Here is a 26,952-nt window from a genome sequence, read left to right as displayed (position 1 = left end):
GGGTATCGCCCGGCGTAGTTTGAAAGCTGTTTCGTCAGAGTAGGAACCCGTCGGCCGTAGGTTACGGCGGGCTCCACATTCCCTCCTGCATCCTTTCCAGGCCCCGCGTTCGATGCGGGCACGGCGTCAGGCCGCGATGGCCACGTCTTCCTGAACCTCACAGACAACTGCGTGGATCGCATTGCGGGCCTGCTGGGCGAGCAGCGAGCGGTCGCGGTGGGCGCTCGATAGCGCCGGCAGCAGGTGAACCTCCACCACTCCCCGATCATGGCTGAACAGGCGCCGCAGGTGGCTGAGCAGATCGTCGTCGCCGATGAAGGGCGCCAGTTCGCAGGGCCGCTCGTTGCGGCGGTAGCGCAGCGCCACGGGCTGCACTGGTACGCCGGCCTCGATGGCGCTGGCCATCAGGCGACCGTGGAAGGTGCGCAGGCCCTTGCCGTCAGTGGTGGTGCCCTCCGGGAAGACCAGCAGCGAGCGGCCGCGGGACAACTGGCTGGCCAGTTGTTCATTGATCATTCGCGCATCGCCCGAACCGCGCCGGATGAACAGCGTGCCGGCCTTCTCGGCGAGCCAGCCGGCCAACGGCCACTGGCGCACCTCCGCCTTGGACAGGAAGGTCAGCGGCAGTAACGCACCAAGCAAGGGGATATCGACCCAGGACACATGGTTGGATACCCACAGCATCGGCCGTTCGGGCCTGTCGCCGTAAACCTTCACCTCGAAGGGCAGGGCGGCGGTGAGGCGTGCCAGGAACCAGCGGGTCAGGCGTTGGCGAAGTGGCATCCAGTCGCGCCCGGGCAGGCGTTCCAGCACGCTCATCAGCCCCGCCAGCGCCACGCCGAGCGCCAGCACCAGCAACAGACGGGCAGCACGCACCCCCGCGCGCAGGCTGCGCATCAGACCGCCGCCTTGAAGTGGCGGGCGTACCGTGGGCAGAGTTCGTCGCGCTTGAGCAGGATGAACACATCGGCGACGCCGAAATCCGGGTCCCAGCAAGGTTCGCCGCAGATCTTCGCACCCAGGCGCATGTAAGCCTTGAGCAGCGGCGGCAGCTCGGCGGTGAGGTTGTCCGGGAGATCCAGCGGCGGCAGCGGCATCTTCGGCTCGGCGCGCAGGTTCTGCTGGCACAGGTAGCGGTCGCGCAGACGCTGCATCACCGCGCGGGCCTGAATGCCGCCATCGCGCATCGGGATGCTCGCGCAGCCCATCAGGTAGCGGTAGCCGCCCTCGTTGAGAACCTCGGCCAGCTCGCCCCACAGCACGGCGATGGTGCCACCGTTGCGGTAGGCCGGATCGACGCAGGTGCGACCGATTTCCAGCACCGGGCCTTCGAGGTTGCCCAGCCCCTCGAGGCTGAATTCCTCCTCGCTGTAGAAGCGGCCAAGGCGCTCGGCAGCGCGGTGATCGAGCAGCCGGGTGGTCGCCACCAGTGCGCCGGTGTTGAGATCGCGCACGCCGATATGGGCGCAGTGGCGGTCATAATCATCCATGTCCAGGCCAAGCTCTGCGCCGTTGAGCTGGGCGTCGAACTCGCTGCTGAACACGCGGTAGCGCAGAGCCTGGGCTTCGCGCAGGGCAAGGGCACCGCGCAGACGCACGGCCTTGAGGCGGCGTTCTGCCGGGGTATCACAGGAGAGGGCGATCTGACTCATGCGAGTGCCTCCGTGAGCCGGCCATGCGGGTTGCGGCCGGTCGGCTTTGTTGTGCAAGCTCAGGCTAGGAATGCGCGGTGTCACCCCCATGACGGTGCGGTGATGCTTGTATGACAACGACGACACCCCTCGAAGGAGCGACGCGATGCCCTGGAAATGCCTGCTTGGCCCACAGGATCGGCTGCCCGCCGAAGCCGCCCTGGACGACTGGTACGCCGAGCTGCTCGAGCGCGCCGGACATGCCAGCAGCTTCGAGCTGGCGGTGCTAGGCGGGCGTCTGGCGGCAACGCCGGGGCGGGCCTTCCTCGCCGGTTACCAGGCGGCTCTGCGCGCCCTTTGGCCGGCGGCGCCGCTGAGCCTGGGGGCTTTCTGCGTGACCGAGAAGAAAAGCGTGCGTCCGGCGGACCTGCAGACCCGCCTGGAAGGTCTGGCGCTGCATGGCCGCAAGGACTTCGCCACCGCCGCCGAAAGCGCCGCCTGGTGGCTGGTGGCAGCGCGCGATGAAGAGCCCGGAGAGCCGCCGCGGCTGGCAATGACCGTGGTACTTGCCGGTACTCCTGGCGCTACGCTGGAGAAGCTGTCGCCACTGCCGCTGCTGCCCGACATCCCCCACGCCCGGCTGGTGCTGGATGGCGCCCACTGCGAGCGCCTGCCCGGCGATGGCTGGGAGACCTACAGCAAGCCGTTCCGCACCCTTGAAGACGCCCACGTCCTCGCCTCCATCTGCGCCTGGCTATACGGTTTGGCCATCGAGTTGCACTGGTCGGGCGAACTGGCGCTGCGCCTGATCGGCGTGCTGGCCGGCTGTGCGGAGGTAAGCCGGCACCCTGCCAGCCAGGCGGAAGCGCACCTGCTGCTCGCCGGTGTGTTCGCCCAGTTCGAGAGTTTGTCGGCGGCGCTGGAGGCAGCGTTCGCCGGCGCCGATCCGCTGCTTGCCGCAGCCTGGCAGCGTGATCGTGGTGTGCTGGCCATCGCCGGCGCGGCGCGGGCCAAGCGTCTGGAGAAAGCGAAGGCGGTGTTGGGGCTTGATCCAAGTCAGTGAGGCTGGGGGGCGCGCGAGGTAGCCTTTGCGGCCTTTCCGGCTGCCGTACCCGCAAATTTCCGCATCTTCCAGCCCACTACCTTGACAGGGATTCTTCATGCGACGCGAACCCATCGTGCTGTTCGACGACGGCAAACACCAGTGCCTGTGTTTCGACGATCTGGTCAGTGGAGATGGTGTTCAGTCCAACCAGTTCCTGATCGTCGACAATGATAAGCGCCTGTTGCTCGACCCGGGCGGTGACCTGACCTATACCCCTCTGTCGCTGGAGCTTTCCAAACTCTTCCCGCTGCAGGACCTGGACTACATCTTCGCCTCGCACCAGGACCCCGACATCATCGCCGCCCTCGACAAGTGGCTGCTGCACACACGCGCCAAGGTCATCTGCTCCAAGCTCTGGGCGCGCTTCCTGCCCCACCTGACGGCCAATTATCTCGCGGTCAGCCACGGCATCTCCACCTACGACCGCGTCATCCCGCTGCCCGACCGTGGCGAGTCGGTGCAACTGGGCCGTTGCCAGTTGAAGATGGTGCCCGCGCATTTCCTGCATTCGGTGGGCAACTTCCAGATCTACGATCCGGTCAGCAAGATCCTCTTCTCCGGCGACATGGGCGCCTCCCTGGTGGACGATGCCAGCCCCGTGCAGGACTTCGCCGCCCACGTTCCGCACATGGAAGGCTTCCACCGCCGCTACATGGCGTCCAACAAGGTCACCCGCCTGTGGGCCGCGATGGTGCGGCGCATGGACGTCGCGATGATCGTGCCGCAGCATGGCCGCCCCTTCGTCGGCCAGGAAATGATCGGCGCCTTCCTCTCCTGGATCGAGAACCTGCAGTGCGGCATGGACCTGCTGGGGCCCGACGACTACCAGTTGCCGCGCTGACCGATTGCGCCAATTGTCCTTGAATACGGCACGATCGGCGCTTAATTCGTCATCTTCGTCGTGCTAGGGTGCGGGCCGAACCAATAACAAGAGGCCCACAGATGCCCAATCTCCTGCGTGCGCTGGCGTTCGCCAGTTGCCTGCTCAGCGGACACGCCCACGGCGCCGACACCTGGCCCGAGGCCGACTGGCCGCGCGGCGCCACACCCAGCGGCGCCGCCGTCGAAGCCTTCGAACGATATGCCTTCCCCGACCGCGACGACGCCTCCCGCAAGGGCGTGCGCACCGACGCGGTCGTGGTGATCCGCGATGGCCAACTGATCTACGAACGCTATGCCGGCCCCACCAGTGCGCAGACCCCGCATCTGGCCTGGTCGATGAGCAAGAGCGTGATGGCCAGCGTGCTCGGCGTGGCGTTCGGCGAAGGGCGCTTCCAGCTCGACGACCCAGTGGCACGCCACTACGCCCCGTTCGCCGGGCACCGCGACATCAGCATGCGCCACCTGCTGAACTGGGCTTCCGGCCTGGCCTGGCAGGAAGACTACGAGTACGCCCCGGTGCGCTCCTCCGTGGTCGCCATGCTCTACACCCGTGGCCGCGACGACATGGCCAAGTTCACCGCCGACTTCCCGCTCGATGCCGTACCGGGGCAGCGCTTCCGCTACTCCAGTGGCGATAGCAATGTCCTGTCGGCGACGCTCAGGCAGATGGTTGGTGAACAGGCCTATCCGGATTATCCGTGGACCGCGCTGTTCCAGCCGCTGGGCATCCAGTCGGCAGTGTGGGAGCGCGATGCCAGCGGCACCTTCGTCGGTTCCTCCTACGCCTACATGACCGCTCGCGACATGGCCCGCATCGGCCTGCTGATGCAGCGCGGCGGCCGCTGGAAGGACCGCCAGTTGCTGCCACAGGCGTGGCTGCAATTCGTCCTGGCGCCGTTCCCCAACTACAAGCCGCAGGCGGAGAAGTCCGGCGAAGCGGTACCAGGCGGTCAGTGGTGGCTCAACCGCGCGGTAGCTGGTGCTCCGGCACCCTGGCCCGACGCGCCGGAAAATACCTTCGCCGCCCTCGGCCACTGGGGGCAGGCGATGTACGTGATGCCCGACCAGAAGCTCATCATCGTGCGCTATGCCGATGACCGCGACGGTGCCTACCAGCACGACGCCTTCCTCAAGCTCGCGCGGACGGCCTTCGCCGGTGCGGAGGTGCAGCCATGATCCGCCGCCACCCAGTCCTCACCGCCCTCGTGCTCCTTCTGCTGGCGCTGGTTACCACCGCCTGGCAGAACCGCGTCCACCTGGCGGCCTTCCCCGGCATCATTGGCGCCTACACCGCCAAAGAGTACTGCTCCTGCCGATACGTTATGGGGAACTCGGCGGACTATTGCCGGGCCTATACCCAGCAGTACGTGCCGATCAGCGGTTTCTTCGACGACGAAGCGCGCAAGCGGGTGACCGCCCGCGGCCTCGGCAGTACGCAGACAGCCGCCTGGCTCAGTGCACGCGAGGGATGCCGACTGATGCCCCAGGCGGACGAATTGCCCGGTACGGGCAGCCACTGACGGGCACGTTCCACGGAGCGGGGCGACCCGCTTCGGAGGAACGATGCAATCTCTTGTAACAGGCGCGCTGTGCGCGCTGCTACTGCTCGCAAGCCCCCTCGCACTGGCCGAATGGCAACTGGATGGCGATACCTCGCGCATCAGCTTCGTTTCGGTCAAACGCGGCAAGATGGCGGAAGTACAGCGTTTCGACCAGCTTTCCGGGCAGATCGACGACAAGGGCGCGGTACGCATCATCGTGCCGCTGGCATCCATCGACAGCGGCCTGGCGTTGCGCGACGAACGCATGCGCAACTCCTTCTTCGAGGTCGAGCGCTTCCCGGAAGCCACCATCACCAGCCAGCTCGACCTGAGCCTCTATGACGACCTGCAGGTCGGCCAGTCGCGCTCGGAGACCATCGACTTCAACCTGGACCTGCACGGCCAGCAACGCCGCTTGAAGTCCGAGGTTCTGGTCAGCCGTCCCAGCGAAGGGCGTATCGAAGTGGCGACTATGGAGCCGCTGGTGCTCAAGCTGGTCGACTTCGACCTCGAAGAAAAACTGGAGCCTCTGAAGGAAGTCGCCAACATACCCTCGATAACGCCGGAAGTGCCGGTGTTCGCAGTGCTGGGATTCCGCCAGGTGATCAAGCAGAACCCCTGATCGACGCATTGCAGTAACCAAAGACTGTAGGCAAACCCGACAGCCCGTGGCGGATGCGGGTTTGTTCCTGCAAAAAAATCCAAAACCTCATACAAGCTTTAAATCCGCGTCCTACATATTTCCGTTGCTGACCGTGCTCCAATTTTCGACCTGAGAACACACCGCAAAAACGGCGGAATCGACGGAGCGAAGGGATGCAGCAAATTCGCAGCTGGATGCTTGCCATAGCCTGTGGCATAGCCTTGCCAACAGTGGCCGCGCCGCCGCCTTCGCCGGGCGACAACGACCTGCAGCGCCAGCGCCAGGAGCAACTCCTGCGCGAACAGCGCCAGCGCCTGGAAGAACTCCAGCAACTGCCGGGCAAGGCGCCCGGCGAAGCGCCGGCGGCCGCCCCGCCCGATAGCCGCTGCTTCGACATCCGCACCATCACCCTCGAAGGCGCCGAGCACCTCGATGCGCACACCCGCGAAACCCTGCTGGCGCCGTACCGCAACCGCTGCCTGGGCGTAGGCCAGCTCAACGAACTGCTCAAGCTAATCACCGATCACTACCTGGCCCGCGGCTTCGTCACCAGCCGCGCCTACCTGCCGCAACAAGACCTCTCCGGCGGCGAACTGAAGATCATCGTCGTCGAAGGTCGCTTCGAGGGCTTCGACGAATCCTCGCTGGCCAGCCCACGGGAGCTGGCCATGAGCTTCCCCGGCCACGCCGGCGAAGTGCTCAACCTGCGCGACCTGGAGCAACTGGTCGACCAGATCAACCGGCTGCCCTCGCGCCAGGCGCAGATGGAACTGGTGCCGGGTCAGGCCGTGGGCGGCAGCCGCGTGCGCCTCAAGGGCGAGCGCAGCAAGCCCTGGCGCGTCTCCGCCAGCCGCGACAACAACGGCGACGCCAGCTCCGGCGAGCAGCAGGCGGGCGTCGGCCTGGACTGGGACAGCCCGCTGGGCCTGGCCGACCAGCTCGGCCTGCGCTATGGCGAAGACGTGGTCAGCGACCACTGGAAACACTCCGACAACCAGAGCCTGTGGTACAGCGTTCCCTACGGCTGGTGGACCTTCAGCTACAGCTACGGGCGCAACTACTACCGCACGCGCAACGAGGACGCCGGTTTCGCCTTCAAGTACGACGGCGACAACGAAACCCACCAGTTCGGCGCCTCGCGCATCCTCCACCGCGACGACGTGAGCAAGACCGGCATCAACCTCGGCGTCAGCCACCAGCGCACCCGCAACTACATCGACGACACGCTGCTGAACGTCTCCAGCACCCACCTCAGCGAAAGCCAGTTGGGCCTCAACCACGGCCGGCGCATCGGCAGCGCCTTCGTCAACCTCGATGCCGGCTGGCAGCGCGGCATCGGCGCCTTTGGCGCGCAGGACGACGAGCCAAAGGCGCCGCGCGGCAGCCCCACCGCCCGCTACAACAAATACAGCCTGACCCTGAGCTACCTGCAGCCGTTCAAGCTGTGGGGCGAAGCCTTCAGCTTCGAAAGCCTCGCCACCGGCCAGCACAGCGAAGATGTGCTCTACAGCCCGCAGCGCATCAGCCTGGGTGGGCTCAGCTCCATCCGTGGCTTCAAGGACCAGACCCTCTCCGGCGACTCCGGCTACTACTGGCGCAACCAGTTGCGCTGGCGCCGGGCCGTGACCTGGGAACCCTTGCAGCCCTGGCTGCAGGAATACGGCGTGGCCTACGCCTACGACTTCGGCGCCATCGAGCACGATCGCTACAACCCGCACCTGCACGGGCGCATGAGCGGCCACGGCGTGGAGTTCAGCGCCCGAGGCCCGTATGCCGCCGCCTCCGTGACCCTGGCGCGCTCGCTGGAGCGCCCCGACGTCATCGGGCGGCGCGAGCACCCGGTCTACTTCCGCGTCGACCTGTTCTTCTGAGCGAACGGGGAGGCGCACATCCGTCTCCCTTGGCAAGCCTGGTTTTTCAAGGAGAGTTACATGAAACACAGCGTAAGAGATGCCGTCCTGCCGATCCTGGCGGCTGTCACCTTGGCCGGACTGTCGGGCTGCGCCACCGAGACGTCCACTGCATTGCCGGTGCAGCAGGTCGAAAGCGTCAACCGCCCCTACAGCGGTGTGCGTTCGCCTATCGCCGTCGGCAAGTTCGACAACCGCTCCAGCTATATGCGCGGCATCTTCTCGGATGGCGTTGACCGACTCGGCAGCCAGGCCAAGACCATCCTCATCACCCACCTGCAGCAGACCAACCGTTTCACCGTGCTGGACCGCGACAACATGGGCGAGATCCAGCAGGAAGCCGCCATCAAGGGCCAGGCGCAACGCCTGAAAGGTGCGGATTACGTGGTCACAGGCGACGTCACCGAGTTCGGCCGCAAGGAAGTCGGCGACCGCCAGCTCTTCGGGATCCTCGGGCGCGGCAAGACCCAGGTGGCCTACGCCAAGGTGGCACTGAACATCGTCAACATCTCCACCTCCGAGGTCATCTATTCGTCCCAGGGCGCCGGCGAGTACGCCTTGTCCAATCGCGAAATCATCGGCTTTGGCGGTACCGCCAGCTACGACTCCACGCTCAACGGCAAGGTGCTCGACCTGGCGATGCGCGAAGCGGTGAACAAGTTGGTCAATGCCATCGACAGCGGTGCATGGAAGCCTCAGAGCTGAGTCAGGGAAGTTAGAAGATGACTATTCACAGGGTAAGCAAGGCAGTCGCCTGGGCGGCTGCGCTGATGGGAAGCCTGGCGCTGACGGGCTGCGCTGGGCAGAAGACGATGTATCAGTGGGAAGGCTATCAGCAGCAGGTTCACGAGTACTTCACGGGGAGCTCGAAGGAGGCCCAACTGGAAGCACTGGAAGCCGACCTGCAGAAGATCAAGGCCCAGAACGGGGCCGTTCCGCCTGGCTATCACGCGCAGCTCGGATTGCTCTACTCCAGCCTCGGCAAGCAGGACCAGACGGTTCGCGAATTCGAGACCGAGAAGGCGTTGTTCCCTGAGTCCGCCGCCTACATGGACTTCCTCCTGAAGAACGCTCGCGGAGGTGCTCAATGATGCGCGCCAGCCTTGTCCGGCTCGTCATGGGCCTCTCGCTGCTGACCTTGCTCGTGGGGTGTGCGCCGACGCCGACCCAGACAGTCGACTACTCGGCATTCAAGCAGGCCAAGCCGCGCTCGATCCTGGTTCTGCCACCGCTGAACGAGTCGCCCGATGTGAAGGCGACCTACAGCATGCTGTCGCAGGTGACCTACCCCCTCGCCGAGGCGGGCTACTACGTGGTGCCCGTGGCCCTGGCGGACGAGACCTTCCGCCAGAACGGCCTGAGCAACGTCGCAGATATCCATCAGGTGTCCCCGGCCAAGCTGCGGGAAATCTACGGCGCCGACGCGGCGCTCTACGTCACGGTCAGCGAATACGGCACCCATTACATGCTGATCAGCAGCGCCACCATCGTGACTGCCACCGCCAAGCTGGTTGATCTCAAGAGCGGCACCACCCTGTGGACCGGCTCCGCCACTGCCTCCAGCGAGGAAGGCAACAGCAGCAACAACGGCGGCCTGGTCGGCATGCTGATCACCGCCGCAGTGAAGCAGATCATCAATAGCTCGGTGGACGACGCGGGTTATCCCATCGCCGGGATTACCAGCGCGCGCCTGCTTTCGGCTGGGCGTCCGGCGGGCCTGCTGTACGGCCCGCGCTCGCCGAAGTATGGCAGCGACTGACCTGAGCGCCGGCACCTGCAACCGGCCTTTGCCATGCGGCCAGCGGTAGCTGGCCGGTCAAGCATTCGATCTGAACAACCTTGCCGCAGCAGGGCCGTGAAGGAGTCATACATGGACATACGCCACCCACTGTACCAGGCCATCGCCAGCGCCCTCGCCGGCATCCTGTTCCTCAACCCCATCGTCGCTACCGCGGCCGAACTGGCGGTGGACGCGGCGGCGGGTGGCAACACGGCCATCGGCGCGGCGGGCAATGGCGTCCCCGTGGTGAACATCGCCGCGCCCAACGGCGCGGGCCTCTCCCACAACAGGTTCAGCGACTACAACGTCGGGCAGAACGGCCTGATCCTCAACAACGCCACCGGCAAGACCCAGTCCACCCAACTGGGCGGGATCATCGTCGGCAACCCCAACCTCAAGGGCGTGGCGGCGCAGAAGATCCTCAACGAAGTCACCGGCGCCAACCCCTCGCAACTGCGCGGCTACACCGAAGTCGCCGGCCAGGCCGCCCACGTCATCGTCGCCAACCCCCACGGCATCACCTGCAACGGCTGCGGCTTCATCAACACCCCGCGCGCGACCCTGACCACCGGCAAGCCGCTGATGGATGGCGAGCGCCTGCGCGGCTACGACGTCGACGGTGGCGAGATCGCCATCGAAGGCGCCGGGCTGAACGCTTCCAACATCGACCAGTTCGAGCTGATCACCCGCAGCGCGAAGCTCAACGCCAACCTCTACGCCAACCAGTTGACCGTAGTGACCGGGCGTAACCAGGTGGACGCCGACAGCCTCGCCGCCACCGCCAAGGCCGACGACGGCAGCGCCAAGCCTCAGTTGGCCATCGACAGCTCCGCACTGGGCGGCATGTACGCCGGGGCGATCCGCCTGGTGGGCACCGAGCAGGGCGTGGGCGTGAAGCTGGCCGGCAACATGGCCGCCAGCGCCGGCGACATCCAGATCGATGCCAGCGGCAAACTGAGCCTGGCGCAGACCAGCGCCGCCGGCAGCGTGCGCATCAACGCCGAATCGGCATCGCTTCAAGGCCCCGCCTATGCGGCAAACACCGCTGACGTGCAGGTCCGCGACGTACTGGACAATGCCCAGAGCCTGGCAGCGGGAACTCACCTCACCATCCACGCCGGCTCGGTCGAAAACACCGGCACGTTGGAAAGCGGCGTGAGCGCCGATGGAACCCGCAACGGCCAGGGCGACCTTGAACTGCGCGCCGACAGCCTGCGCAACAGCGGCGCACTGATTGCCGGACGTAATGCCGACATCGCGTTGCAAGGCACGGCGGACAACCGCTCTGGCGTGATATCGGCGCAGGCGCTGAACATCCATGCCGATCAACTGGACAACCGTGGCGGCAGCCTGCTGGGTGCAAGCTCCGTCCAACTGTCCGCGCAAACGCTGGACAACCGCGAGCGGGGCCTCGTGCAGAGCCGTGGCGTCATGGCCCTGAACCTGGGCCAGACACTGCAGAACGGCACCGGCCAGTTGGCATCGTTGGGCCGCCTCGACCTGAACGTCGAGCAACTGCTCAACCAGGGGGGGGAAATCTACTTCGCCCAGGGGGGCGCACTGCATAGCGCAGACATCGACAACCGCCTGGGCGTGATCACCTCTGCCGCGCCGCTCGACATTCGCAGCGGGCGAAGCATCCAGAACCAGGGCGGACGGCTGGTCTCCGACGGCGCGCTGCACATCGCGGCCAACTCACTGAACAACCGCGAGGAGGGGCTGATTTCCGCTGGCGGTGACCTGGCGTTGGACCTCACCACGCTGAACAACAACGGTGGCTCGGTACACAGTGGCGGCGACCAGACGCTCCAGTCCGCCAGGGTGGAGAACTACGGCGGGCACCTCCTGAGCCTGGGCAAGCTGTCCTGGAATGGCTTCCAGATGGACACCCGGGGCGGCGACATCCGCAGCCAGGGTGATATCCAGTTCGATGGCACCAGCCTGCTCAATACCAATGGCAACATCGCCAGCGCTGGCAACCTCCTGGGTTCGTTGCTGGAACTGCAACAGCACGAGGGCTACATCGTCGCCAACGGCAATGTCGGCCTGGCGGCGAATATCGTGGAAAACAGCCAGGACAGCCTGATCGCGGGCGGTCAGTCGCTCGACTTGCAGAGCTTCTACATCACCAACGCCGAGGGTGGCGAGCTGGCCAGCCACGGAACGCTCGGCCTGCGCACCGACCTGCTGGACAACCGCGCAGGCGGGCGAATCGACAGCGCAGCCGATTTCACGCTGCGCGCCGAGCGGGTACTCAACCAGGGCGGCACCCTTTCCAGTGGCGGGTACCTGGCGCTCTTCGCACGGCTGCTCGACAACCGCGACAGCGGCCTCGTCGCCAGTAGCGCCGGCATGAGCCTGCAGCTCAGCGAGCGCCTGCTGAACCAGGGTGGGCGCCTGTCCACCGGAGCCGACCTGCTGCTGGCGGCCCCCTTTGTGGATAACTCCGCGAACGGACAGATCGGCGTCGGCGGCTTCCTCACCCTCCAGGCCAACACCTTCAACAATGCCGGCGGGCTGCTGGAAGCCAGCGGGCTCGGCCTGTCCGGCGACCACCTCGACAACCACGGTGGCAATCTGGTGGGCCGCGGCGACATGCGCCTGAGCTTCTCCTCGATCGACAACCGTGGCGGTCGCCTGGGCAGCGAAGACGACCTCACCCTCGACGCACAGAGCATCGATAACACCGAGCAAGGCGAAATACTGGCCACGCGCGACCTGAGCGTAACGGCCGACACCCTCGACAACCGCGGCGGACGCCTCTATGCGGGGCGTATCGGAGACTTGCGGCTTGCTCGCCTGGACAACCGCCAGGGCACCATCGAGGGGCGAGGCGACCTGCGGATTGCCGCAACCGACCTCGATAACCGGCAAGGCGCCATAACCAGCGAGCAAAGCCTGCAACTGACTGCCGCCGACCTGCTCAACAGCCTGGGGCTGTTCAGCGCCAACCAGTCACTCATCGTGCGCGGCAATACCCTCGAAAACGCCGATGGCCAGGTGCTTGGCGGCAACGCCGTCACGTTGAACCTCCAACAGCTCGACAACCGCCAGGGCGACATCCAGGCGGGCGGTACGCTCGACATTGACACCGACACACTGCTCAACAGCGATGGCCACGTCGCAACTGGCCAACTGCAATTGGCTGCCCGACAGATCGATAATCGCAACGGTGAGCTCGCCGCGCAGCGAAACGCGCGTGTCACGGTCACCGAGCTGCTGGACCAGGGGGACGGTGGCAGGTTGCTCAGCGAAAGCAACCTGCAGGTCGTTGCCAACGACATTATCAATCGTGATGGCGGTGAAATCGCCGCGGGGTCAAGCCTCGCCTTGACCGCCCAGAATCTCGACAACCAGTCCGGGCGACTGAGCAGCCAGGGTCAGGCAAACCTGGAGATTGGCCGCATGGACAACCGTGCGGGCACACTCTCAGCGCAGCGGCTGACCGCCTCTCTGGGGGAACTGGACAATAGCGACGGCATCCTGAGCGCCACAGCCACGGCGAGCATTGATGTCGGCAGATTGAACAATCGTGGTGGGCAGCTCAACGCCAATGAACTGAGCGTCACGGCCAGCCAGTTGAACAACCAGGATGGCCGGCTGCTCGGCCAGGACGCCCTGGCGCTGTTCGTCAGTGAACTGCTCAATCATGCTGGCGTGATCTCCAGCCAAGGCCGGCTTGCCCTGCAGGGGGACACGCTGGATAACGGCCAGGGCCTCATTCGCGCCGATGGAAACCTCTTGCTGGAAAGCCACCAGGTGCAAAACAGCGCTGGGCAGATTTCCAGTCGCGGAAACCTGGTAGTTGCCGCACAACGACTCGACAACTCCGCAGGCGACCTGCTGGCGAACGGCTCGCTGCAAGTCACGGCGGACACACTGCTCAACGATGCCGGACGCCTCTCGGCACAAGGCGCGGTCGACCTGCGTGTCGGTGAGATAAGCAACCGGCAGGGCGAGGTATCCAGTGCTGCCAGCCTCAACCTGGAAGCGAATGACCTCGACAACACCGACGGAACGCTCCAGGCCGGAGGCAACCTCCAGGCCCGCATGACCCGGCACCTGGAAAACCTTCGCGGCCTGATCCTGGGCCAGGGCACCCAGGTACAGAGCGACACGCTCACCAACCAGGACGGCACCATCGCCAGCGGCACGTCTCTGCGGCTCGATGTACGCGAGCTGGACAACGGTGCCGGGCAACTGATCGCCAATGGCGACCTTGGCATCGGCGCCAGCGCCCTGGAAAACAGCCAGGGCCGAATCTACAGCGGCGGCGATACGCGGCTGGATGTGATCGGGCTCCATCAGCAGGGCGGCGAGATCGTCAGCCAGGGCTCGCTCGATATCGTCGGCGAACGCCTGGAAAACCTCGGCGGAGCGATCTCAAGCCAGGGCGACAGCCAGCTCCAGACCACCGAACTCACCAACCAGTCTGGCCGCATATCCTCCGCTGGCGCGCTGGCTATCCAGACGGGGACACTCGACAACCAGGAGGGCCAGATCGGCGCGCAAGAGGCCGTGAGCGTAGAGGCCGACACCGTCGACAACCGCGCGGGGGCCATTACCGGCAATGCCAGCCTGACCCTGCTGGCGCAGTTGATAGACAACCGCGACGAGGGCCAGATATCCGCCCAGGGCGACATCCTGATCAGCGGTGGCGAGCTGGACAACCGTGGCGGCGTGGTCAGCGGCGCCCAGTCCGTCGAGCTGAACCTCGACCGTCTGCGCAACGCTGGCGGTCGCATCAGTGCAACAGATCAACTGAAGCTATCCGTGGGCGACCTCCAACAGGATGGCGGCATCCTTAACGGCGGTTCCCTCTGGCTCGACCTGCGCGGCAGTGATTTCGACAACAGCGGCGGCATCCTCGATACCAGCGGCTCGCTGTCCATCTTCAACACGCGCCAACTGCTCAACTACGACGGCGAGATACACACAGGCGGCGACCTCATCCTCGCCGCCGAGGCAATCCACAACGAAGGCGGCCTGCTCGCCAGCGGCGGCAAGCTGCTCATCCAGTTGCCCAGTGGCGACGTCTACAACGACCGTGGGCGCATGGTCGCCGCCAACACGCTGGGCATCACCGGCTACCGCCTAAGCAACCAGCAGGGCCAGCTCATCGGCGACGCCGACATACGCCTGAGCCCGGAAGACATCCAGAACGGCGATGGCGGGCTGATCCAGAGCGCCGCCAACCTCTACATCGACGCAATAGACCTCGACAACCGGGGCGGCCAGATGTTCGCCCAGAACACCCTCAACCTCACCGTGCGGGACGGCGTCCTCAATAGCGACGGCGGCCGTATCGGCAGTGGAGACCTGCTGCGAGTCCGCGCCACCGACCTGGACAACCACGCCGGCGAGCTCAATGCCCAGGGCGATCTGCGCGTCTACGTCGAACACCTCATCCAGCGGCAGGGCCTGCTGCTCAGCGGGGGCAACCTCGAATACGACGCCAAGGGCCAGGACCTCGACAACAGTGGCGGCGCGATTTCCGCCAATGGACACCTGCTGCTGAGCAACCTGCGCGACCTTGGCAACCAGGGAGGCACGCTGGCGAGCCAGGAAGACATCGCCCTCGACCTGCGCGACCTGGACAACAGCGGCGGGCAGATCTCCAGCGACAAGAACATCGCCCTCACCCTGCGCAATATCACCAACCAGGGCGGCGTGCTCGACAGCGTCACAGGAATGGTCGAACTGCATGCCACAGAGCACCTCGACAACCAGGCCAATGGCCTGATCCAGGGCAACGACCTGCTGCTGGACATCGCCGCCGGCGTCGATAACCGGCACGGCACGATCTCTGCTGTCACCGGCGACCTGACGCTCAGCACCCCGCTCATCGACAACACCGCCGGCGGCCTGTACGCCTACCAGACCCTGCTGCTGCAAGGCGAAAACCTGATCAATACCGGCACCAGCCTCGCCACCGGAGGACGCATCGGCGCCGGCGCAGTAGACCTGCGCCTGAGCGGCACGCTCGACAACCACAACGGCCTGATCGAAGGCGCCGACGGGTTCGGCATACAGACCGCCAGCCTGAACAACCAGGGCGGCTACCTGCGCGACCTGGGCGAAGATGGCGCTACCCGCTTCAACGTCAGCGGCCAACTCGACAACCGTGGCGGCACCATCGAAAGCGCCAACCACGATATCCGCTTCGACATCGGCAGCCTGCTCAATCAGGACGGCCGCATCCTCCATGCCGGCAACGGCGTGTTCGGCCTCGCCAGCGATAGCGTATTCCACGCCGGCGGCCTGCTTGGCACCAATGGGTTGATGACCCTGCAAGCCAACAGTTGGGTCAACGACACCATCCTGCGTGCCGGCCGCCTCGACCTCAACATCGGCGAGTTCAGCCAGACCGCCAATGGCAAGCTGCTGGCTGCCGATGGCCTGGTGATGCGCGGTAACAACTGGCACAACGACGGCGTCATCGCCACCGATGGCGACCTCAGCCTCAGCCTTACAGGCAGCTACAGTGGCGGCGGCTTGCTCAGCAGTCTGGGCAACCTCGACCTGAACGCCGCCAACGTCACCCTCTCCTCGGCGGGGCGAATCCGGGGCGCAGCCGACGCGCAGATTGTCACCGGCAACCTCGACAATGCAGGGCGCGTCACCTCCGCTGGAGACCTGCGTATCACCGCCGAGCGAATCACCAACAGCGGCACCCTGGGCAGCGCCGACGCACTGCAACTAACCAGCCAAACTCTCACCAACAGTGGCCTGATCTTCAGCGGCGCCGACATGGCCCTGCGCGTAGACAGCCTCTACAACGACGGTGGCGACCTCTACAGCCTCGCCGGCCTGACACTGGCGGGCCGTAGCGGTGGACGTGCCCAATCACTGGAAAACAGCTCCGGCCATATCTCCAGCGTGGGCAACATGGCCCTCGACGTTGCCAGCTTCTCCAACCACCGGGACGCCAGCGCGCAAAACGCCATGATCGACGCCGGAGGCAACTTCACCGCCACCGGCAGCACCTTCACCAACCTCAACGGCTCCATCTTCGCCGCAGGCAACCTTGGTATCGCCACCGGCGTCTTCCGTAACGACGGCTCGGCCCAGGCACCGGCTGTCATCCACGCTGGCGCAGCGGCCAGCGTCAACGCCAGCCAGAAGCTGGGCAACGGCGATGTTCTCGATAACACCGCCAGTGCCAATCCCATTCGCAACCTCGCCGACACCCACGCCAACAGCGAAATTTCGCCCATCACCATCAGTGGGTCGGCCGGGACGGGGCGCATCGTCCCCAACCTCAACCTTCCTGACGGCGGGCTGTTCCACCTCGCTGACTCAGGCGTTCCACAGGGCGGCGCCAACCCTCCCGCCGGGCCCGGTGCGTATCAACCCGATACCAGGCAGCACCCAGGCATCCCGGCGGCGTCTGCGAACAACTGGCAGGTGGCCGACGGTGTGGCCGGCGACGCGTTGGCCAGCCTTGGCGTTCGCATTGCCTTGGACGGCAGCCGCGTGCGTGTGGAACCACCCAAGGGCCTCAATGCCGACGGCAGCGTCAAGCGTCCTGGGAGCGACGTACTGGGCGTCACCATCACCCCCGGCACCAACGTTCCCGGCGTGGACTACAGCGGTGCCGACATCTCCCGATTCATCCCCATCGCCGCTGGCGCCACCGGGCTACCGGGGAGCGACTGGTCAACGCCCGTTCACAAGTACCTGGTCTATACCGACCCGGACCTTGCCTCGCTGATACCCGGTTCCGGCATCGGCTCCAGCAGCGGCAACGGCACCAGCACTAGCACCAGCACCAGCACCAGCGGTACCCGCGGTGTCGTCAGCTCCGACTACCTGCTCGCACGGCTCGGCTTCGATCCCGACCGCGCCCAGAAGCGCCTTGGCGACGGCCTCTACGAGCAGTTCCTGCTGAGCCAGGCGCTGATCGAGAAAACCGGCCTGCGCTACCTCAACGGCCTCACCAACGATGCCGACGTTTTCAGATACCTGATGGACAACGCCGTCGCTTACAGGGACAGCCTGCAACTCACCCTGGGCGTGGCGCTCAGCGCCGAGCAAGTGGCCGCACTCACCCACGACATCGTCTGGCTCGAAGAGCGCGTGGTGAATGGTGAAAAGGTCCTGGTTCCGGTCCTCTACCTGGCCAGTGCCGACGGCCACCTGACCGACAAGGGCGCGCTCATCCAGGGGCGCGATGTCAAACTCATCAGCGGCGGCGAGCTTGCCAACCACGGCATCCTCAAGGCCAGCGAGAACCTCGGCATCGCCGCCGGCAAACTGGACAACACCGGCCAGGTACTCGCGAGCCGGAACCTCGATGTGCGGGTGGTGGACAACATCCACAACCACAGCGGCGGCCTTATCAAGGGCGGCGAGGTCAGCCTGACCGCGCTCAACGGCGACATCGTCAACGAGCGCGACCACAGCACCCGCAGCGTAACGAGCAAGGGCAGTACCCGCAGCGACGACAGTGTGGGCAGCGCCTCGCGCATCGAGTCCACCGGCAACCTCTCGCTCAGTGCCGGCCGCGACATCATCAGCACTGGCAGTGCCATCGTGGCCGGCGGCAGCGCCAGCTTCGACGCGGGCCGCGACCTGCTCATCCGCAGCCAGGACGCCGCCCATCAACTCAGCAGCAACCACGGCAACAAGCGCAGCTCCAGTCTCACCCAGTACAAGGGCGAGGTCAGCGTTGGCGGCGATCTGGCCATGCACGCCGGCCACGACGCCAGCGTGGTTGGCACACCGGTGAAAGCCGGTGGCGACATCGTCCTGGACGCCGGCCGCGACGTCACCCTGGCCTCGGCGAGCAACGAAACGCACAGCTACAACCGCGACCCCAGCGGCAGCAAGAAGTCCACCCGCCAGAGCGACCACGTACAGCAGCAGGCCGGCACGCTGAGCGCCGGCGGCAAGGTAGTGGTGAGCGCCGGCCACGACATCACCCTGGTAGCGAGCAAGATCAGCGCCGGCGGCACCGCATACCTGGTGGCCGGCAACCAGATCAACCTGCTGGCCGCCAACGACAGCGACTACTCGCTGTACGACATGAAGAAGAAAGGCAGCTGGGGCAAGAAGAAGACCCAGCACGACGAAACCACCGTCGTCAACGCCATCGGCAGCGGCATCGAAGCAGGCGGCGGCATTCGCCTGGTCAGCGGCGGCGACCAGCACTACCAGGGCGCCAACCTGAAATCCGGCGATGCGATCTCGGTCTACAGCGGCGGCAAGATCTACTACGAAGCGGTCAAGGACACCAAGCAGAGCAGCCACGACAAGAGCAGCAGCAGCCTGGCGTGGAACAGCGCCAAGGGCAAAGGCAAAACCAACGAAACGCTGCGGCAAACCGAAATGCTGGCGCAGAACGGCGTGGCCATCCACGCCGTGGAAGGGCTGCAGATCGACTACAAGAACCTCAGCAAGAAGAGCGTCAGCCAGGCCATCGACGCGATGGTCAAGGCCGACCCTGGGCTTGCGTGGATCAAGGAAGCCGAAGCGCGCGGGGATGTGGACTGGCGGGCGGTGAAGGAGATTCACGACTCCTACTCCCACAGTAGTTCGGGGTTGGGTGTCGGCGCGCAACTGGCTATTGCAATTCTCGTCGCCTACTTCACCGCTGGAGCGGCAAGCGGACTTGTAGCCAGTGGCGCATCAGCCGCAGGCGCGTCTACGGCTACTGGCAGTGCCTGGGCCGCTGCTTCGGCCAGTGCCTCCGCCGGTTGGGCAAATGCGGCGGCTACAGCCGCAATTTCCAGCGCAGCAAGCACTCAAGCAATCAGCACCATCAATAACCGGGGCAACCCAGTAGCGGTGCTGCGCGATACCTTCAACAGCGACAGTCTGAAGAACTATGCAATTGCGGCTACGACAGCCGGATTGACTACAGGGCTGTACAACGGCTGGACCGGAACGCAAACGGGGGCTCCGGTCAATGGTCAGACGAGTGGTCTCCTGGCCAACGGGTCTGCTGTCAGCCCGGTTGCCGGACTTAACTCATGGCAAGGCATTGGCCAATTCGCCGCGAATCAACTCCTTCAGAACGGTACATCCACGGTACTGAGCAAGGCTCTTGGGCAAGGCGGAAGTTTGAATGATGCCTTACAGCGCAGCTTGGCCAATACCTTTGCCGCGTTTGGCTTCAATCTGGTTGGCAATGCCGGCCTGGTAGATGGAAGTCCCTCGAAGATTGCTCTGCATGCACTGATGGGCGGCCTGGCCTCTGAAGCAGCAGGCCAGGATTTCAGAACAGGTGCACTGGCGGCGGGAGTAAATGAAGCGGTAGTGGGAGCTCTGGCCGACCAGTACGCCAGCATGCCGAAGGAAAAGCGCGACAGTCTGCTGGTGATGAATTCACAGCTGATTGGATTGCTGGCGGCTTCAGCAGCCCCCAACGCTGATGGGGAAAGCTTGCAGACTGGCGCCTGGGTGGCAGGAACGGCGACGCAGTACAACTTCCTGCTACACGAAGAAATCCAGGAGCGCGCCAAGGAAATCAAAGATTGCGGTGGCAAGGACGAGTGCGAGCAGGACGTTATCAAGCGCTATGCAGCATTGGACAAAGCGCGGAACGAAGACCTGCCGGGGCTGTGCCGAGCGAGTCCCGCCCAGTGTATGGTGCTGATGAAACAATTGGCCTCGGAGCGTGGCCTGAACGAAGCTGCGATAGACAGCATGCGGTTTGAGAGCGTCAACGCGGCGATTGGTGTCTACCTGGCAGCGGAGTCGAACGAAGGGGCCATAGATACCATTCAACTAGAGCTGTTGCGGAATAAGTACGGTGACGGGGCCGTCGTTGCTGCGCAGCTGCTACAAATGGCTGCAGCTGGTAGTCTGGCTAGGAATGCGAAGGCGGTAAAGGGAACAACGTCGTTGTTCCGCGCAGTGGGGCCTGCCGAATTGGCGGATATTAACGCGACAAACGCATTGAGAAACTTGGGATCAGCTGAAGGGAAATATTTCACAACCTCGGCAGAAGAGGCCGCCGCTTACGCAAAACAAGCCGTCAAAGCGTTTGGAGATCAGCCCTACACCATCATCAAAACAGATGTTCCGAACAGTATCTTCAAAGGGTTGTCACCAACGACCGTTGATCGAGGGATACCTGCTTGGGTCATTCCGACGGACCGCCTTCCGGGGCTGGTGCCGCAAGTGATGAATTACTCTCCTTTACCACCACGGAAATTCTGACGATGAAACCAGACATCATCATTAGCGTGCGCTTCTTTACTCCCCCAGAAGGAGGACGCAACGCAGCTGTTGAAGGGCAGTTTTATGCCTGTCCGCTGTTCGTTGAAGGCAAAGGCTTCGATTGTCGGCTATTACTGGGAGGCCGACGTTTTGAATTGGGCGCTACTTACGAAGTGCCAGTCAAGTTCTTGTATAGAGAGCTGGTACTTCCAATGCTGACCGTTGGAAAGGACGTGCTGTTGTGGGAAGGGCGGGATGTTGCGAAGGGCGAAGTGATCAAGGTAATTGAGGAATAATCTGTAGAAGTCGCGACCCGATGTTTTCCTGTCCAACCGTCCAACGTCCCGTTTCGCCACCCCGCCGGTAACGAAACGGGACATTTCCCTCCCTTAAAAACCGCCATCGCCTCCTCCCCTTGCTTTTGACATCAACCTCGATTATCTAAGCGGATCGGCACCCGCAAAAAAAACAGACACCTAACTCATGTCCGCCGTATCCCCGCGCCAGATTTATACCGATGGTCGATATGTCTACGATCCACGCTTGTCATCGCAACCAATTCCCAAAGGAGATTGGGAGCAGCATATCAAGGGGATGAATCCAGAAGGCGTTACAATCTCTGATAAGTTGAAGGGGTTGAGATGAGCACTCGGCGAATATCAGCCCCCGAAGGGGATTTGTTAAATGTATTGGAAGACATTAGCTCGCTTGAGTGGAGAAGGTATCAGCAGCGCAGCCCAGAGGTATGGCTTAACGGACGCTTTGAAAAGATTGAGCGCCCAGAGTATCCGCCATATATTTCATTTAGATTTGAGCATGAAAGTCAGGCGGTTATAGCTAGGCTGAAGGATTCCTTGCTTTCATATGGTGGAAAAATAAAGTGGCTGCTAGTTGAACATAAGAGAGACTCTCTTCCTGGCACGAACTGGATGGTATGTCCGGAAAAAATGGTTGAAGTTAGAGAGGAGGCTGCTCAGGCTGGAATTAGTACTGGGCAGTACTTGGCTCAATATGAGCCGGAATTTGGTCCCGCTGCTTATGATGATTTGGTTGGCCTAACTGAACATATCCGGCGAGCCTTCTCTGAAATATCAAATAAAAACCCCAGCCAATGAGCTGGGGTTTTCTTACCTACGATTTACCGCCGCCTACCTCGCTGCTCGTGATCGGCCTGATACAACGACTGCGCATCGGACACCAGCAACAACAGCGCGCGGCTTACGCCGCTTAGCGATTGATGCTCCGATTCGCCCAGGTGCAGCGCCGATAGCAATTCGATGACCGATTTCAGGCGGTACTCCGCTGCGTCATACAGCGCATTGGCCGGGGCATTGGTGTTCAGGTAGAGGGTGGCGTCGTGGGGGAGTTTGCAGTGTTGTGACGCTGGCCCCAGAGGAATGAAGCGGCGCCCTTCGCGGCGTTCTGCTGGGGCGGGGTGTGACGTATGATCGGCGTTAGCCATGACTCAGCTCCTTATTAGCTGCTTTGTGGTTAGCGGGCTCAAGGTGTTCGTTGCACCTTGGGCCCGCGTCTTTTGGGTCTGTTGAAACTCCTGCTCGATCCGCGCCGTTCGGCACTTCTGGATCGCACTCTGTTGGTTGTCTGGTTTGATTGAGCAAGAACTTGCGCATAAGGCGCGAGGTTCTGTCTCTAACGTGTCGATATCTTATTAGCGTCTAGCTTGGCGAATCCACGGCTTGCAGTGACTCCCGCCGAATTCCGCAAGCTCTTGGGAAAAGCCTGACGCAGACAGCTAGCGAGGGTTGGTTAGGGTTGGCTGTCGTCCATTGCCCTAACTCCAATGCGCCTACCTCGCCAACTCCGTCGGGCCGTCGCCTACCTTCTTGTCGGGCTATTGATCAACGGCCTTCTGCCTGTACCTCAGAGCTTTGGCCGTGGTGCTTGCTGCCTGAACGGCGACATCGTCCTGGGCGCCGGCCGCAACGTCACCCTGGCCTCGGCGAGCAACGAAACGCACAGCTACAACCGCGACCCCAGCGGCAGCAAGAAGTCCACCCGCCAGAGCGACCACGTACAGCAGCAGGCCGCCACGCTGAGCGCCGGCGGCAAGGTAGTGGTGAGCGCCGGCCAGGACATCACCCTGGTGGCGAGCAAGATCAGCGCCGGCGGCACCGCATACCTGGTGGCTGGCAACCAGATCAACCTGCTGGCCGCCAACGACAGCGACTACTCGCTGTACGACATGAAGAAGAAAGGCAGCTGGGGCAAGAAGAAGACCCAGCACGACGAAACCACCGTCGTCAACGCCATCGGCAGCGGCATCGAAGCCGGCGGCAGCATCCGCCTGGTCAGCGGCGGCGACCAGCACTACCAGGGCGCCAACCTGAAATCCGGCGATGCGATCTCGGTCTACAGCGGCGGCAAGATCTACTACGAAGCGGTCAAGGACACCAAGCAGAGCAGCCACGACAAGAGCAGCAGCAGCCTGGCGTGGAACAGCGCCAAGGGCAAAGGCAAAACCAACGAAACGCTGCGGCAAACCGAAATGCTGGCGCAGAACGGCGTGGCCATCCACGCCGTGGAAGGGCTGCAGATCGACTACAAGAACCTCAACAAGAAGAGCGTCAGCCGGGCCATCGACGCGATGGTCAAGGCCGACCCTGGCCTTGCGTGGATCAAGGAAGCCGAAGCGCGCGGGGATGTGGACTGGCGGGCGGTGAAGGAGATTCACGACTCCTACTCCCACAGTAGTTCGGGGTTGGGTGTCGGCGCGCAACTGGCTATTGCAATTCTCGTCGCCTACTTCACCGCTGGAGCGGCAAGCGGACTTGTAGCCAGTGGCGCATCAGCCGCAGGCGCGTCTACGGCTACTGGCAGTGCCTGGGCCGCTGCTTCGGCCAGTGCCTCCGCCGGTTGGGCAAATGCGGCGGCTACAGCCGCAATTTCCAGCGCAGCAAGCACTCAAGCAATCAGCACCATCAATAACCGGGGCAACCCAGTAGCGGTGCTGCGCGATACCTTCAACAGCGACAGTCTGAAGAACTATGCAATTGCGGCTACGACAGCCGGATTGACTACAGGGCTGTACAACGGCTGGACCGGAACGCAAACGGGGGCTCCGGTCAATGGTCAGACGAGTGGTCTCCTGGCCAACGGGTCTGCTGTCAGCCCGGTTGCCGGACTTAACTCATGGCAAGGCATTGGCCAATTCGCCGCGAATCAACTCCTTCAGAACGGCACATCCACGGTACTGAGCAAGGCTCTTGGGCAAGGCGGAAGTTTGAATGATGCCTTACAGCACAGCTTGGCCAATACCTTTGCCGCGTTTGGCTTCAATCTGGTTGGCAATACCGGCCTGGTAGATGGAAGTCCCTTGAAGATTGCTCTGCATGCACTGATGGGCGGCCTGGCATCTGAAGCAGCAGGCCAGGATTTCAGAACAGGTGCACTGGCGGCGGGAGTAAATGAAGCGGTAGTAGGAGCTCTGGCCGACCAGTACGCCAGCATGCCGAAGGAAAAGCGCGACAGTCTGCTGGTGATGAATTCACAGCTGATTGGATTGCTGGCGGCTTCAGCAGCCCCCAACGCTGATGGGGAAAGCTTGCAGACCGGCGCCTGGGTGGCAGGAGCGGCGACGCAGTACAACTTCACAGCCCACAAGGATCTGGATGATTTTGAGCGGGAAGCAACAGCTTGTGTTGCAAAAGGAAATTGCGACGAGGTCCAGGAAAAATATCGGAAATTAAGCGTTGCCAACGAAGACGCACTAGCCGCCGCGTGCTCCTCCAGCCCGGCGAATTGCTTGAAGACATACGGTTACTTAGTAGCAGAGCGTATAGAGACCCAGAAGAAGATCGAATCGCTGCTTGGCAACGACTCGATTCCGCTTGCACTTAAAGCTGATTTGAGCCGCTACAACCTACAGAACATTGCCGCGATAGGGCAGTTGATTCATGCTGATGCAGCTTTGGGGCTGGAAGGACTCGGAGTGTCTCCAGACCAGGCTAAATGGGGCGCCTCCCTCGCTACGGCAATGGCGGGTGCACTCTTGGCTGGCAAGAGTGGGGTCGCAAAAGGGGCTGGGGCGGCTGGAGAGCCCATTGTCTCTGCTTTGCCGAAGAACTTTGGTGAGTCTGTTCTTGGCCATAACACTCAGATTGGGGTGCGCAATAGCAAGGCTGGTACGATTTCTGGCGCCCACAACAATGATGCTTTCTTGGAGTCAGTTGAAATAACGGGCGCGAAGGTTTCCAACAAAATTACGGATACCCGTTTCCCAGGTGTCGTTGAGTACACTTATCAGTTGCCTAGAACCAATACTAAGGGTGAACTGATTGGAGGTTATAAGCCGGCTTCGACGAAGACAACTTATGATCCAAGTATTTTGCCGGACAGTAAGATTACTGACATGTCTAGCCGTGCGGCTGTTCAGGCAGAGTCTGCGTTCAAGGCGAATCCTGCTATGCGCGAGACTAGCATTAAAGTAGATGGCTATTATTTCCAGGTAACGCGTGATACTAAAACTGGAGAAATAACTAACTCATTTATTACTATGCCTCCGAGGATGAACTGATGAGCGACTTGGAATGGCTTGGAAAACTGAAAGAAAGATTTTCAGCCACGGGTCTGGAATATGAGGATCTGTACGAGTTGATAAATGCCTCTATTGTCAGGAATAGGATAAGTTTTCCTGCATTTATTTACGAGGCATCGAAGGGTTTTGGGTTTTCTGTTGGAGAGGGGTATTTCTATGCTCTCGATCAGGATTGGGACGACCCAGATGCATTCGATGAGGTTAGCTTCTTTTTAGGGGAGGTGGAGACTTCGAGTATTTCAGTCTTTGATTATATTGCTTTGATGAAAATTGCCGCCGATGTTTACTCCAGTAATTTTCCCGAAGAGAAGGATAGTGTTGAAATTTCAGCTAAAAGACTAGAGGATCGCTACTCAAAATTCTCAAATTAATATTTCGTTAAAAATAAGAACCCAGTCAGCGGCTGGGTTTTTATTGCCCGTGATTTACCTCTGCCTACCTAGCTGCTCGTGCTCGGCCTGATACAACGACTGACGGTCACATCGTTCGAGCTGAAGTAAAGCTAAATGGGAGCGTAGTAGGTGGGCATTCAACTGCTACTGGCGATGTTCGTGTTATTTCTGGAACTGAGTCAGCGCCGAATGCGCAAGGCGTGTATAGCGCTAAAATCGAAGTTGCAGATCCCAAGAATCCTGGGAGCTTCTTGCCAAAAGCAAATAACGGAGGCGTATCTACTATGTTCCCTAAGTCTTGGACTGCTGACAGGATAAAAGTGGAAGTCGATTCTGCTTTCCAGAATAAGACGGTTATAGGAAACAAATGGACTGGAACGACGCCAAGCGGCGTGAAAGTGGAAGGTTACCTTAGTCCTAAAACTACTGTTTATCCAAAGCTATAGGCGGAATTGTTGGATGGAAATTATTTTTTTTTGGGAAGGAGACGGAGGCAGTCGAGAACCCAACTGCCGGTCGGACGTTCTGAGTGATGAAGGCGTGGATCTTTTGGCGTGTGTACTTACTGATCATGGCGGCCAAGGGTATGGAAGTACAATAGGTTGGCTGGATGAAGGACTGTCTAGAGTAGAGCTGGTGAAGCGTGGAGCTGTTGAAAGTTCAGATTGGAGTCGTGAATGCTGGGGGGTTGGGTTGAGTGGTGAAACTGCAAGAATATACTCTCTGTATGATGAAGATTATTTTTCAAATATGAGTATTGATGATTTCGAGAAAGCTCTACTGGGCTGGAAGCGGTTTATTTTGGCTGGCTAAAAGAAGTCTACCAAAGGCGTTCCGCTAACTGTTTTGGAGAAACAGTTAGGAGCCGCAAAAGGGCTGGGAGTTTCCCTGAAAGGAGTGAAAGATGAGAGATTTTGGCTATTACTACTCGGAAATATGGCGCGAATTGAATGCCTATGACGCTTCTGCTGCTGGCGAGTTTGATATTTACTCAAAGTCTCATGCTCCGCGAGAGGTTTTCTTATGGTTGGAAAGTAGACGAGTTAATGGTCAATTGCCATTGGGCATAAATAGTCTGCTGACGGATTTTTATTGGGAAATAGTTTAACTGTATGGTGTCCCATCAGAGCCATATTCCCCGCCAAAAGTAAGGTTGATATGTATAAGTCGGCAGCAATGGCGTTTGGGAAGACGAAAGGCGGTCAGCCTATTCCTCTTGAGCAAGTAATATTCTCTCAAGGTGAAAAAATTATTCGGCTGAATAGAGCTGCAATAAATAGTCTCTTGGGGCGATGAAATGGCTAAGTTTCGATGCAGGTGCTCACATATTATCAATCTGATTAGTAC

Annotated in this window: 20 protein-coding genes; 17 read left to right on the top strand and 3 right to left on the bottom strand. The window is 62.0% G+C overall.

Annotated features, from left to right (window positions below):
• Window positions 1–126: 126 nt before the first annotated feature.
• Window positions 127–897 carry a lysophospholipid acyltransferase family protein gene (locus OU419_RS23475; RefSeq protein WP_254476658.1) on the bottom strand — a complete coding sequence of 257 codons (771 nt, stop codon included), beginning with the start codon at window positions 895–897 and terminating at the stop codon, window positions 127–129.
• Window positions 897–1,652, bottom strand: a complete 756-nt coding sequence (olsB, locus tag OU419_RS23470; RefSeq protein WP_254476659.1) for an L-ornithine N(alpha)-acyltransferase — start codon at window positions 1,650–1,652, stop codon at window positions 897–899. Before olsB ends, OU419_RS23475 begins: the two co-directional genes overlap by 1 nt.
• A gap of 145 nt (window positions 1,653–1,797) precedes the next feature.
• Here olsB and OU419_RS23465 point away from each other — a divergent pair, with 145 nt between their 5' ends.
• The 12 genes from OU419_RS23465 (at window position 1,798) to OU419_RS23410 (ending at window position 21,773) form a co-directional block, all read left to right on the top strand.
• Window positions 1,798–2,694 (top strand): acyl-CoA dehydrogenase middle domain-containing protein, encoded by an 897-nt coding sequence (locus OU419_RS23465; RefSeq protein ID WP_254476660.1) that lies wholly within the window; start codon window positions 1,798–1,800, stop codon window positions 2,692–2,694.
• A 97-nt stretch (window positions 2,695–2,791) separates the two neighbouring features.
• The gene (locus OU419_RS23460) at window positions 2,792–3,577 is read left to right on the top strand and encodes an oxygen-binding di-iron domain-containing protein (protein ID WP_254476661.1); all 786 of its coding nucleotides are present in this window, start codon (window positions 2,792–2,794) and stop codon (window positions 3,575–3,577) included.
• A gap of 101 nt (window positions 3,578–3,678) precedes the next feature.
• Window positions 3,679–4,794 carry a serine hydrolase domain-containing protein gene (locus tag OU419_RS23455; RefSeq protein WP_254476662.1) on the top strand — a complete coding sequence of 372 codons (1,116 nt, stop codon included), beginning with the start codon at window positions 3,679–3,681 and terminating at the stop codon, window positions 4,792–4,794.
• Window positions 4,791–5,138, top strand: a complete 348-nt coding sequence (locus OU419_RS23450) for an amidase (RefSeq protein WP_254476663.1) — start codon at window positions 4,791–4,793, stop codon at window positions 5,136–5,138. Before OU419_RS23455 ends, OU419_RS23450 begins: the two co-directional genes overlap by 4 nt.
• A gap of 43 nt (window positions 5,139–5,181) precedes the next feature.
• Window positions 5,182–5,781 (top strand): YceI family protein, encoded by a 600-nt coding sequence (locus tag OU419_RS23445; protein WP_254476664.1) that lies wholly within the window; start codon window positions 5,182–5,184, stop codon window positions 5,779–5,781.
• 194 nt (window positions 5,782–5,975) lie between these two features.
• A complete protein-coding gene (locus tag OU419_RS23440) occupies window positions 5,976–7,673 on the top strand; it encodes a ShlB/FhaC/HecB family hemolysin secretion/activation protein (protein ID WP_254476665.1) in 1,698 nt (565 codons plus the stop codon).
• Between the two features lie 60 nt (window positions 7,674–7,733).
• Window positions 7,734–8,417, top strand: coding sequence for a CsgG/HfaB family protein (locus OU419_RS23435; RefSeq protein WP_254476666.1), 684 nt, complete (start codon window positions 7,734–7,736; stop codon window positions 8,415–8,417).
• A 17-nt stretch (window positions 8,418–8,434) separates the two neighbouring features.
• Window positions 8,435–8,803 carry a DUF4810 domain-containing protein gene (locus tag OU419_RS23430; protein WP_254476667.1) on the top strand — a complete coding sequence of 123 codons (369 nt, stop codon included), beginning with the start codon at window positions 8,435–8,437 and terminating at the stop codon, window positions 8,801–8,803.
• Window positions 8,803–9,471 (top strand): DUF799 domain-containing protein, encoded by a 669-nt coding sequence (locus OU419_RS23425; RefSeq protein WP_254476668.1) that lies wholly within the window; start codon window positions 8,803–8,805, stop codon window positions 9,469–9,471. The genes OU419_RS23430 and OU419_RS23425 overlap by 1 nt, the downstream gene beginning before the upstream one ends.
• 111 nt (window positions 9,472–9,582) lie before the next feature.
• Window positions 9,583–20,658: a two-partner secretion domain-containing protein gene (locus OU419_RS23420; RefSeq protein WP_268172319.1), complete on the top strand. Its 11,076-nt coding sequence runs from the start codon at window positions 9,583–9,585 to the stop codon at window positions 20,656–20,658.
• Between the two features lie 2 nt (window positions 20,659–20,660).
• A complete protein-coding gene (locus OU419_RS23415; protein WP_254470369.1) occupies window positions 20,661–20,954 on the top strand; it encodes a hypothetical protein in 294 nt (97 codons plus the stop codon).
• A gap of 345 nt (window positions 20,955–21,299) precedes the next feature.
• Window positions 21,300–21,773, top strand: coding sequence for a hypothetical protein (locus OU419_RS23410; protein ID WP_139791603.1), 474 nt, complete (start codon window positions 21,300–21,302; stop codon window positions 21,771–21,773).
• Window positions 21,774–21,796: 23 nt separating this feature from the next.
• Here the strand turns inward: OU419_RS23410 and OU419_RS23405 are convergent, their stop codons facing one another.
• A complete protein-coding gene (locus tag OU419_RS23405) occupies window positions 21,797–22,120 on the bottom strand; it encodes a hypothetical protein (protein ID WP_254470370.1) in 324 nt (107 codons plus the stop codon).
• A 393-nt stretch (window positions 22,121–22,513) separates the two neighbouring features.
• On the opposite strand from OU419_RS23405, the gene OU419_RS28940 reads away from it, so the two are divergent.
• The 5 genes from OU419_RS28940 to OU419_RS23380 all read left to right on the top strand — a co-directional run bounded on the left by OU419_RS28940 (window position 22,514) and on the right by OU419_RS23380 (window position 26,713).
• Window positions 22,514–25,192 carry a DUF637 domain-containing protein gene (locus OU419_RS28940; RefSeq protein ID WP_302328838.1) on the top strand — a complete coding sequence of 893 codons (2,679 nt, stop codon included), beginning with the start codon at window positions 22,514–22,516 and terminating at the stop codon, window positions 25,190–25,192.
• Window positions 25,192–25,584 carry a hypothetical protein gene (locus tag OU419_RS23395; protein ID WP_254470372.1) on the top strand — a complete coding sequence of 131 codons (393 nt, stop codon included), beginning with the start codon at window positions 25,192–25,194 and terminating at the stop codon, window positions 25,582–25,584. Before OU419_RS28940 ends, OU419_RS23395 begins: the two co-directional genes overlap by 1 nt.
• Before the next feature lie 110 nt (window positions 25,585–25,694).
• Window positions 25,695–26,051 carry an EndoU domain-containing protein gene (locus OU419_RS23390; protein ID WP_254470872.1) on the top strand — a complete coding sequence of 119 codons (357 nt, stop codon included), beginning with the start codon at window positions 25,695–25,697 and terminating at the stop codon, window positions 26,049–26,051.
• A gap of 13 nt (window positions 26,052–26,064) precedes the next feature.
• Window positions 26,065–26,418: a hypothetical protein gene (locus OU419_RS23385; protein ID WP_254470373.1), complete on the top strand. Its 354-nt coding sequence runs from the start codon at window positions 26,065–26,067 to the stop codon at window positions 26,416–26,418.
• Between the two features lie 91 nt (window positions 26,419–26,509).
• Window positions 26,510–26,713: a hypothetical protein gene (locus OU419_RS23380; RefSeq protein WP_254470374.1), complete on the top strand. Its 204-nt coding sequence runs from the start codon at window positions 26,510–26,512 to the stop codon at window positions 26,711–26,713.
• The last annotated feature ends 239 nt before the right edge of the window (window positions 26,714–26,952 follow it).

It is taken from the genome of Pseudomonas triclosanedens, from assembly GCF_026686735.1.
In the GTDB taxonomy this organism is placed as follows: Bacteria; Pseudomonadota; Gammaproteobacteria; order Pseudomonadales; family Pseudomonadaceae; genus Pseudomonas; species Pseudomonas triclosanedens.
Note: the sequence above shows the minus strand (reverse complement) of the source record. Positions and strands in the feature narration are given on the sequence as shown.

What these genes read in the sequence shown, in the direction of transcription:
- OU419_RS23395 (WP_254470372.1), top strand. Translation starts at nt 25,192, where the DNA reads ATGAGCGACTTGGAATGGCTTGGAAAACTGAAAGAAAGATTTTCAGCC.
- OU419_RS23475 (WP_254476658.1), bottom strand. Translation starts at nt 897, where the DNA reads ATGCGCAGCCTGCGCGCGGGGGTGCGTGCTGCCCGTCTGTTGCTGGTG.
- OU419_RS23380 (WP_254470374.1), top strand. Translation starts at nt 26,510, where the DNA reads ATGAGAGATTTTGGCTATTACTACTCGGAAATATGGCGCGAATTGAAT.
- OU419_RS23410 (WP_139791603.1), top strand. Translation starts at nt 21,300, where the DNA reads ATGAGCACTCGGCGAATATCAGCCCCCGAAGGGGATTTGTTAAATGTA.
- OU419_RS23465 (WP_254476660.1), top strand. Translation starts at nt 1,798, where the DNA reads ATGCCCTGGAAATGCCTGCTTGGCCCACAGGATCGGCTGCCCGCCGAA.
- OU419_RS23425 (WP_254476668.1), top strand. Translation starts at nt 8,803, where the DNA reads ATGCGCGCCAGCCTTGTCCGGCTCGTCATGGGCCTCTCGCTGCTGACC.
- OU419_RS23460 (WP_254476661.1), top strand. Translation starts at nt 2,792, where the DNA reads ATGCGACGCGAACCCATCGTGCTGTTCGACGACGGCAAACACCAGTGC.
- OU419_RS23455 (WP_254476662.1), top strand. Translation starts at nt 3,679, where the DNA reads ATGCCCAATCTCCTGCGTGCGCTGGCGTTCGCCAGTTGCCTGCTCAGC.
- OU419_RS23415 (WP_254470369.1), top strand. Translation starts at nt 20,661, where the DNA reads ATGAAACCAGACATCATCATTAGCGTGCGCTTCTTTACTCCCCCAGAA.
- OU419_RS23405 (WP_254470370.1), bottom strand. Translation starts at nt 22,120, where the DNA reads ATGGCTAACGCCGATCATACGTCACACCCCGCCCCAGCAGAACGCCGC.
- OU419_RS23420 (WP_268172319.1), top strand. Translation starts at nt 9,583, where the DNA reads ATGGACATACGCCACCCACTGTACCAGGCCATCGCCAGCGCCCTCGCC.
- OU419_RS23385 (WP_254470373.1), top strand. Translation starts at nt 26,065, where the DNA reads ATGGAAATTATTTTTTTTTGGGAAGGAGACGGAGGCAGTCGAGAACCC.
- olsB (WP_254476659.1), bottom strand. Translation starts at nt 1,652, where the DNA reads ATGAGTCAGATCGCCCTCTCCTGTGATACCCCGGCAGAACGCCGCCTC.
- OU419_RS23430 (WP_254476667.1), top strand. Translation starts at nt 8,435, where the DNA reads ATGACTATTCACAGGGTAAGCAAGGCAGTCGCCTGGGCGGCTGCGCTG.
- OU419_RS23450 (WP_254476663.1), top strand. Translation starts at nt 4,791, where the DNA reads ATGATCCGCCGCCACCCAGTCCTCACCGCCCTCGTGCTCCTTCTGCTG.
- OU419_RS23440 (WP_254476665.1), top strand. Translation starts at nt 5,976, where the DNA reads ATGCAGCAAATTCGCAGCTGGATGCTTGCCATAGCCTGTGGCATAGCC.
- OU419_RS23445 (WP_254476664.1), top strand. Translation starts at nt 5,182, where the DNA reads ATGCAATCTCTTGTAACAGGCGCGCTGTGCGCGCTGCTACTGCTCGCA.
- OU419_RS23435 (WP_254476666.1), top strand. Translation starts at nt 7,734, where the DNA reads ATGAAACACAGCGTAAGAGATGCCGTCCTGCCGATCCTGGCGGCTGTC.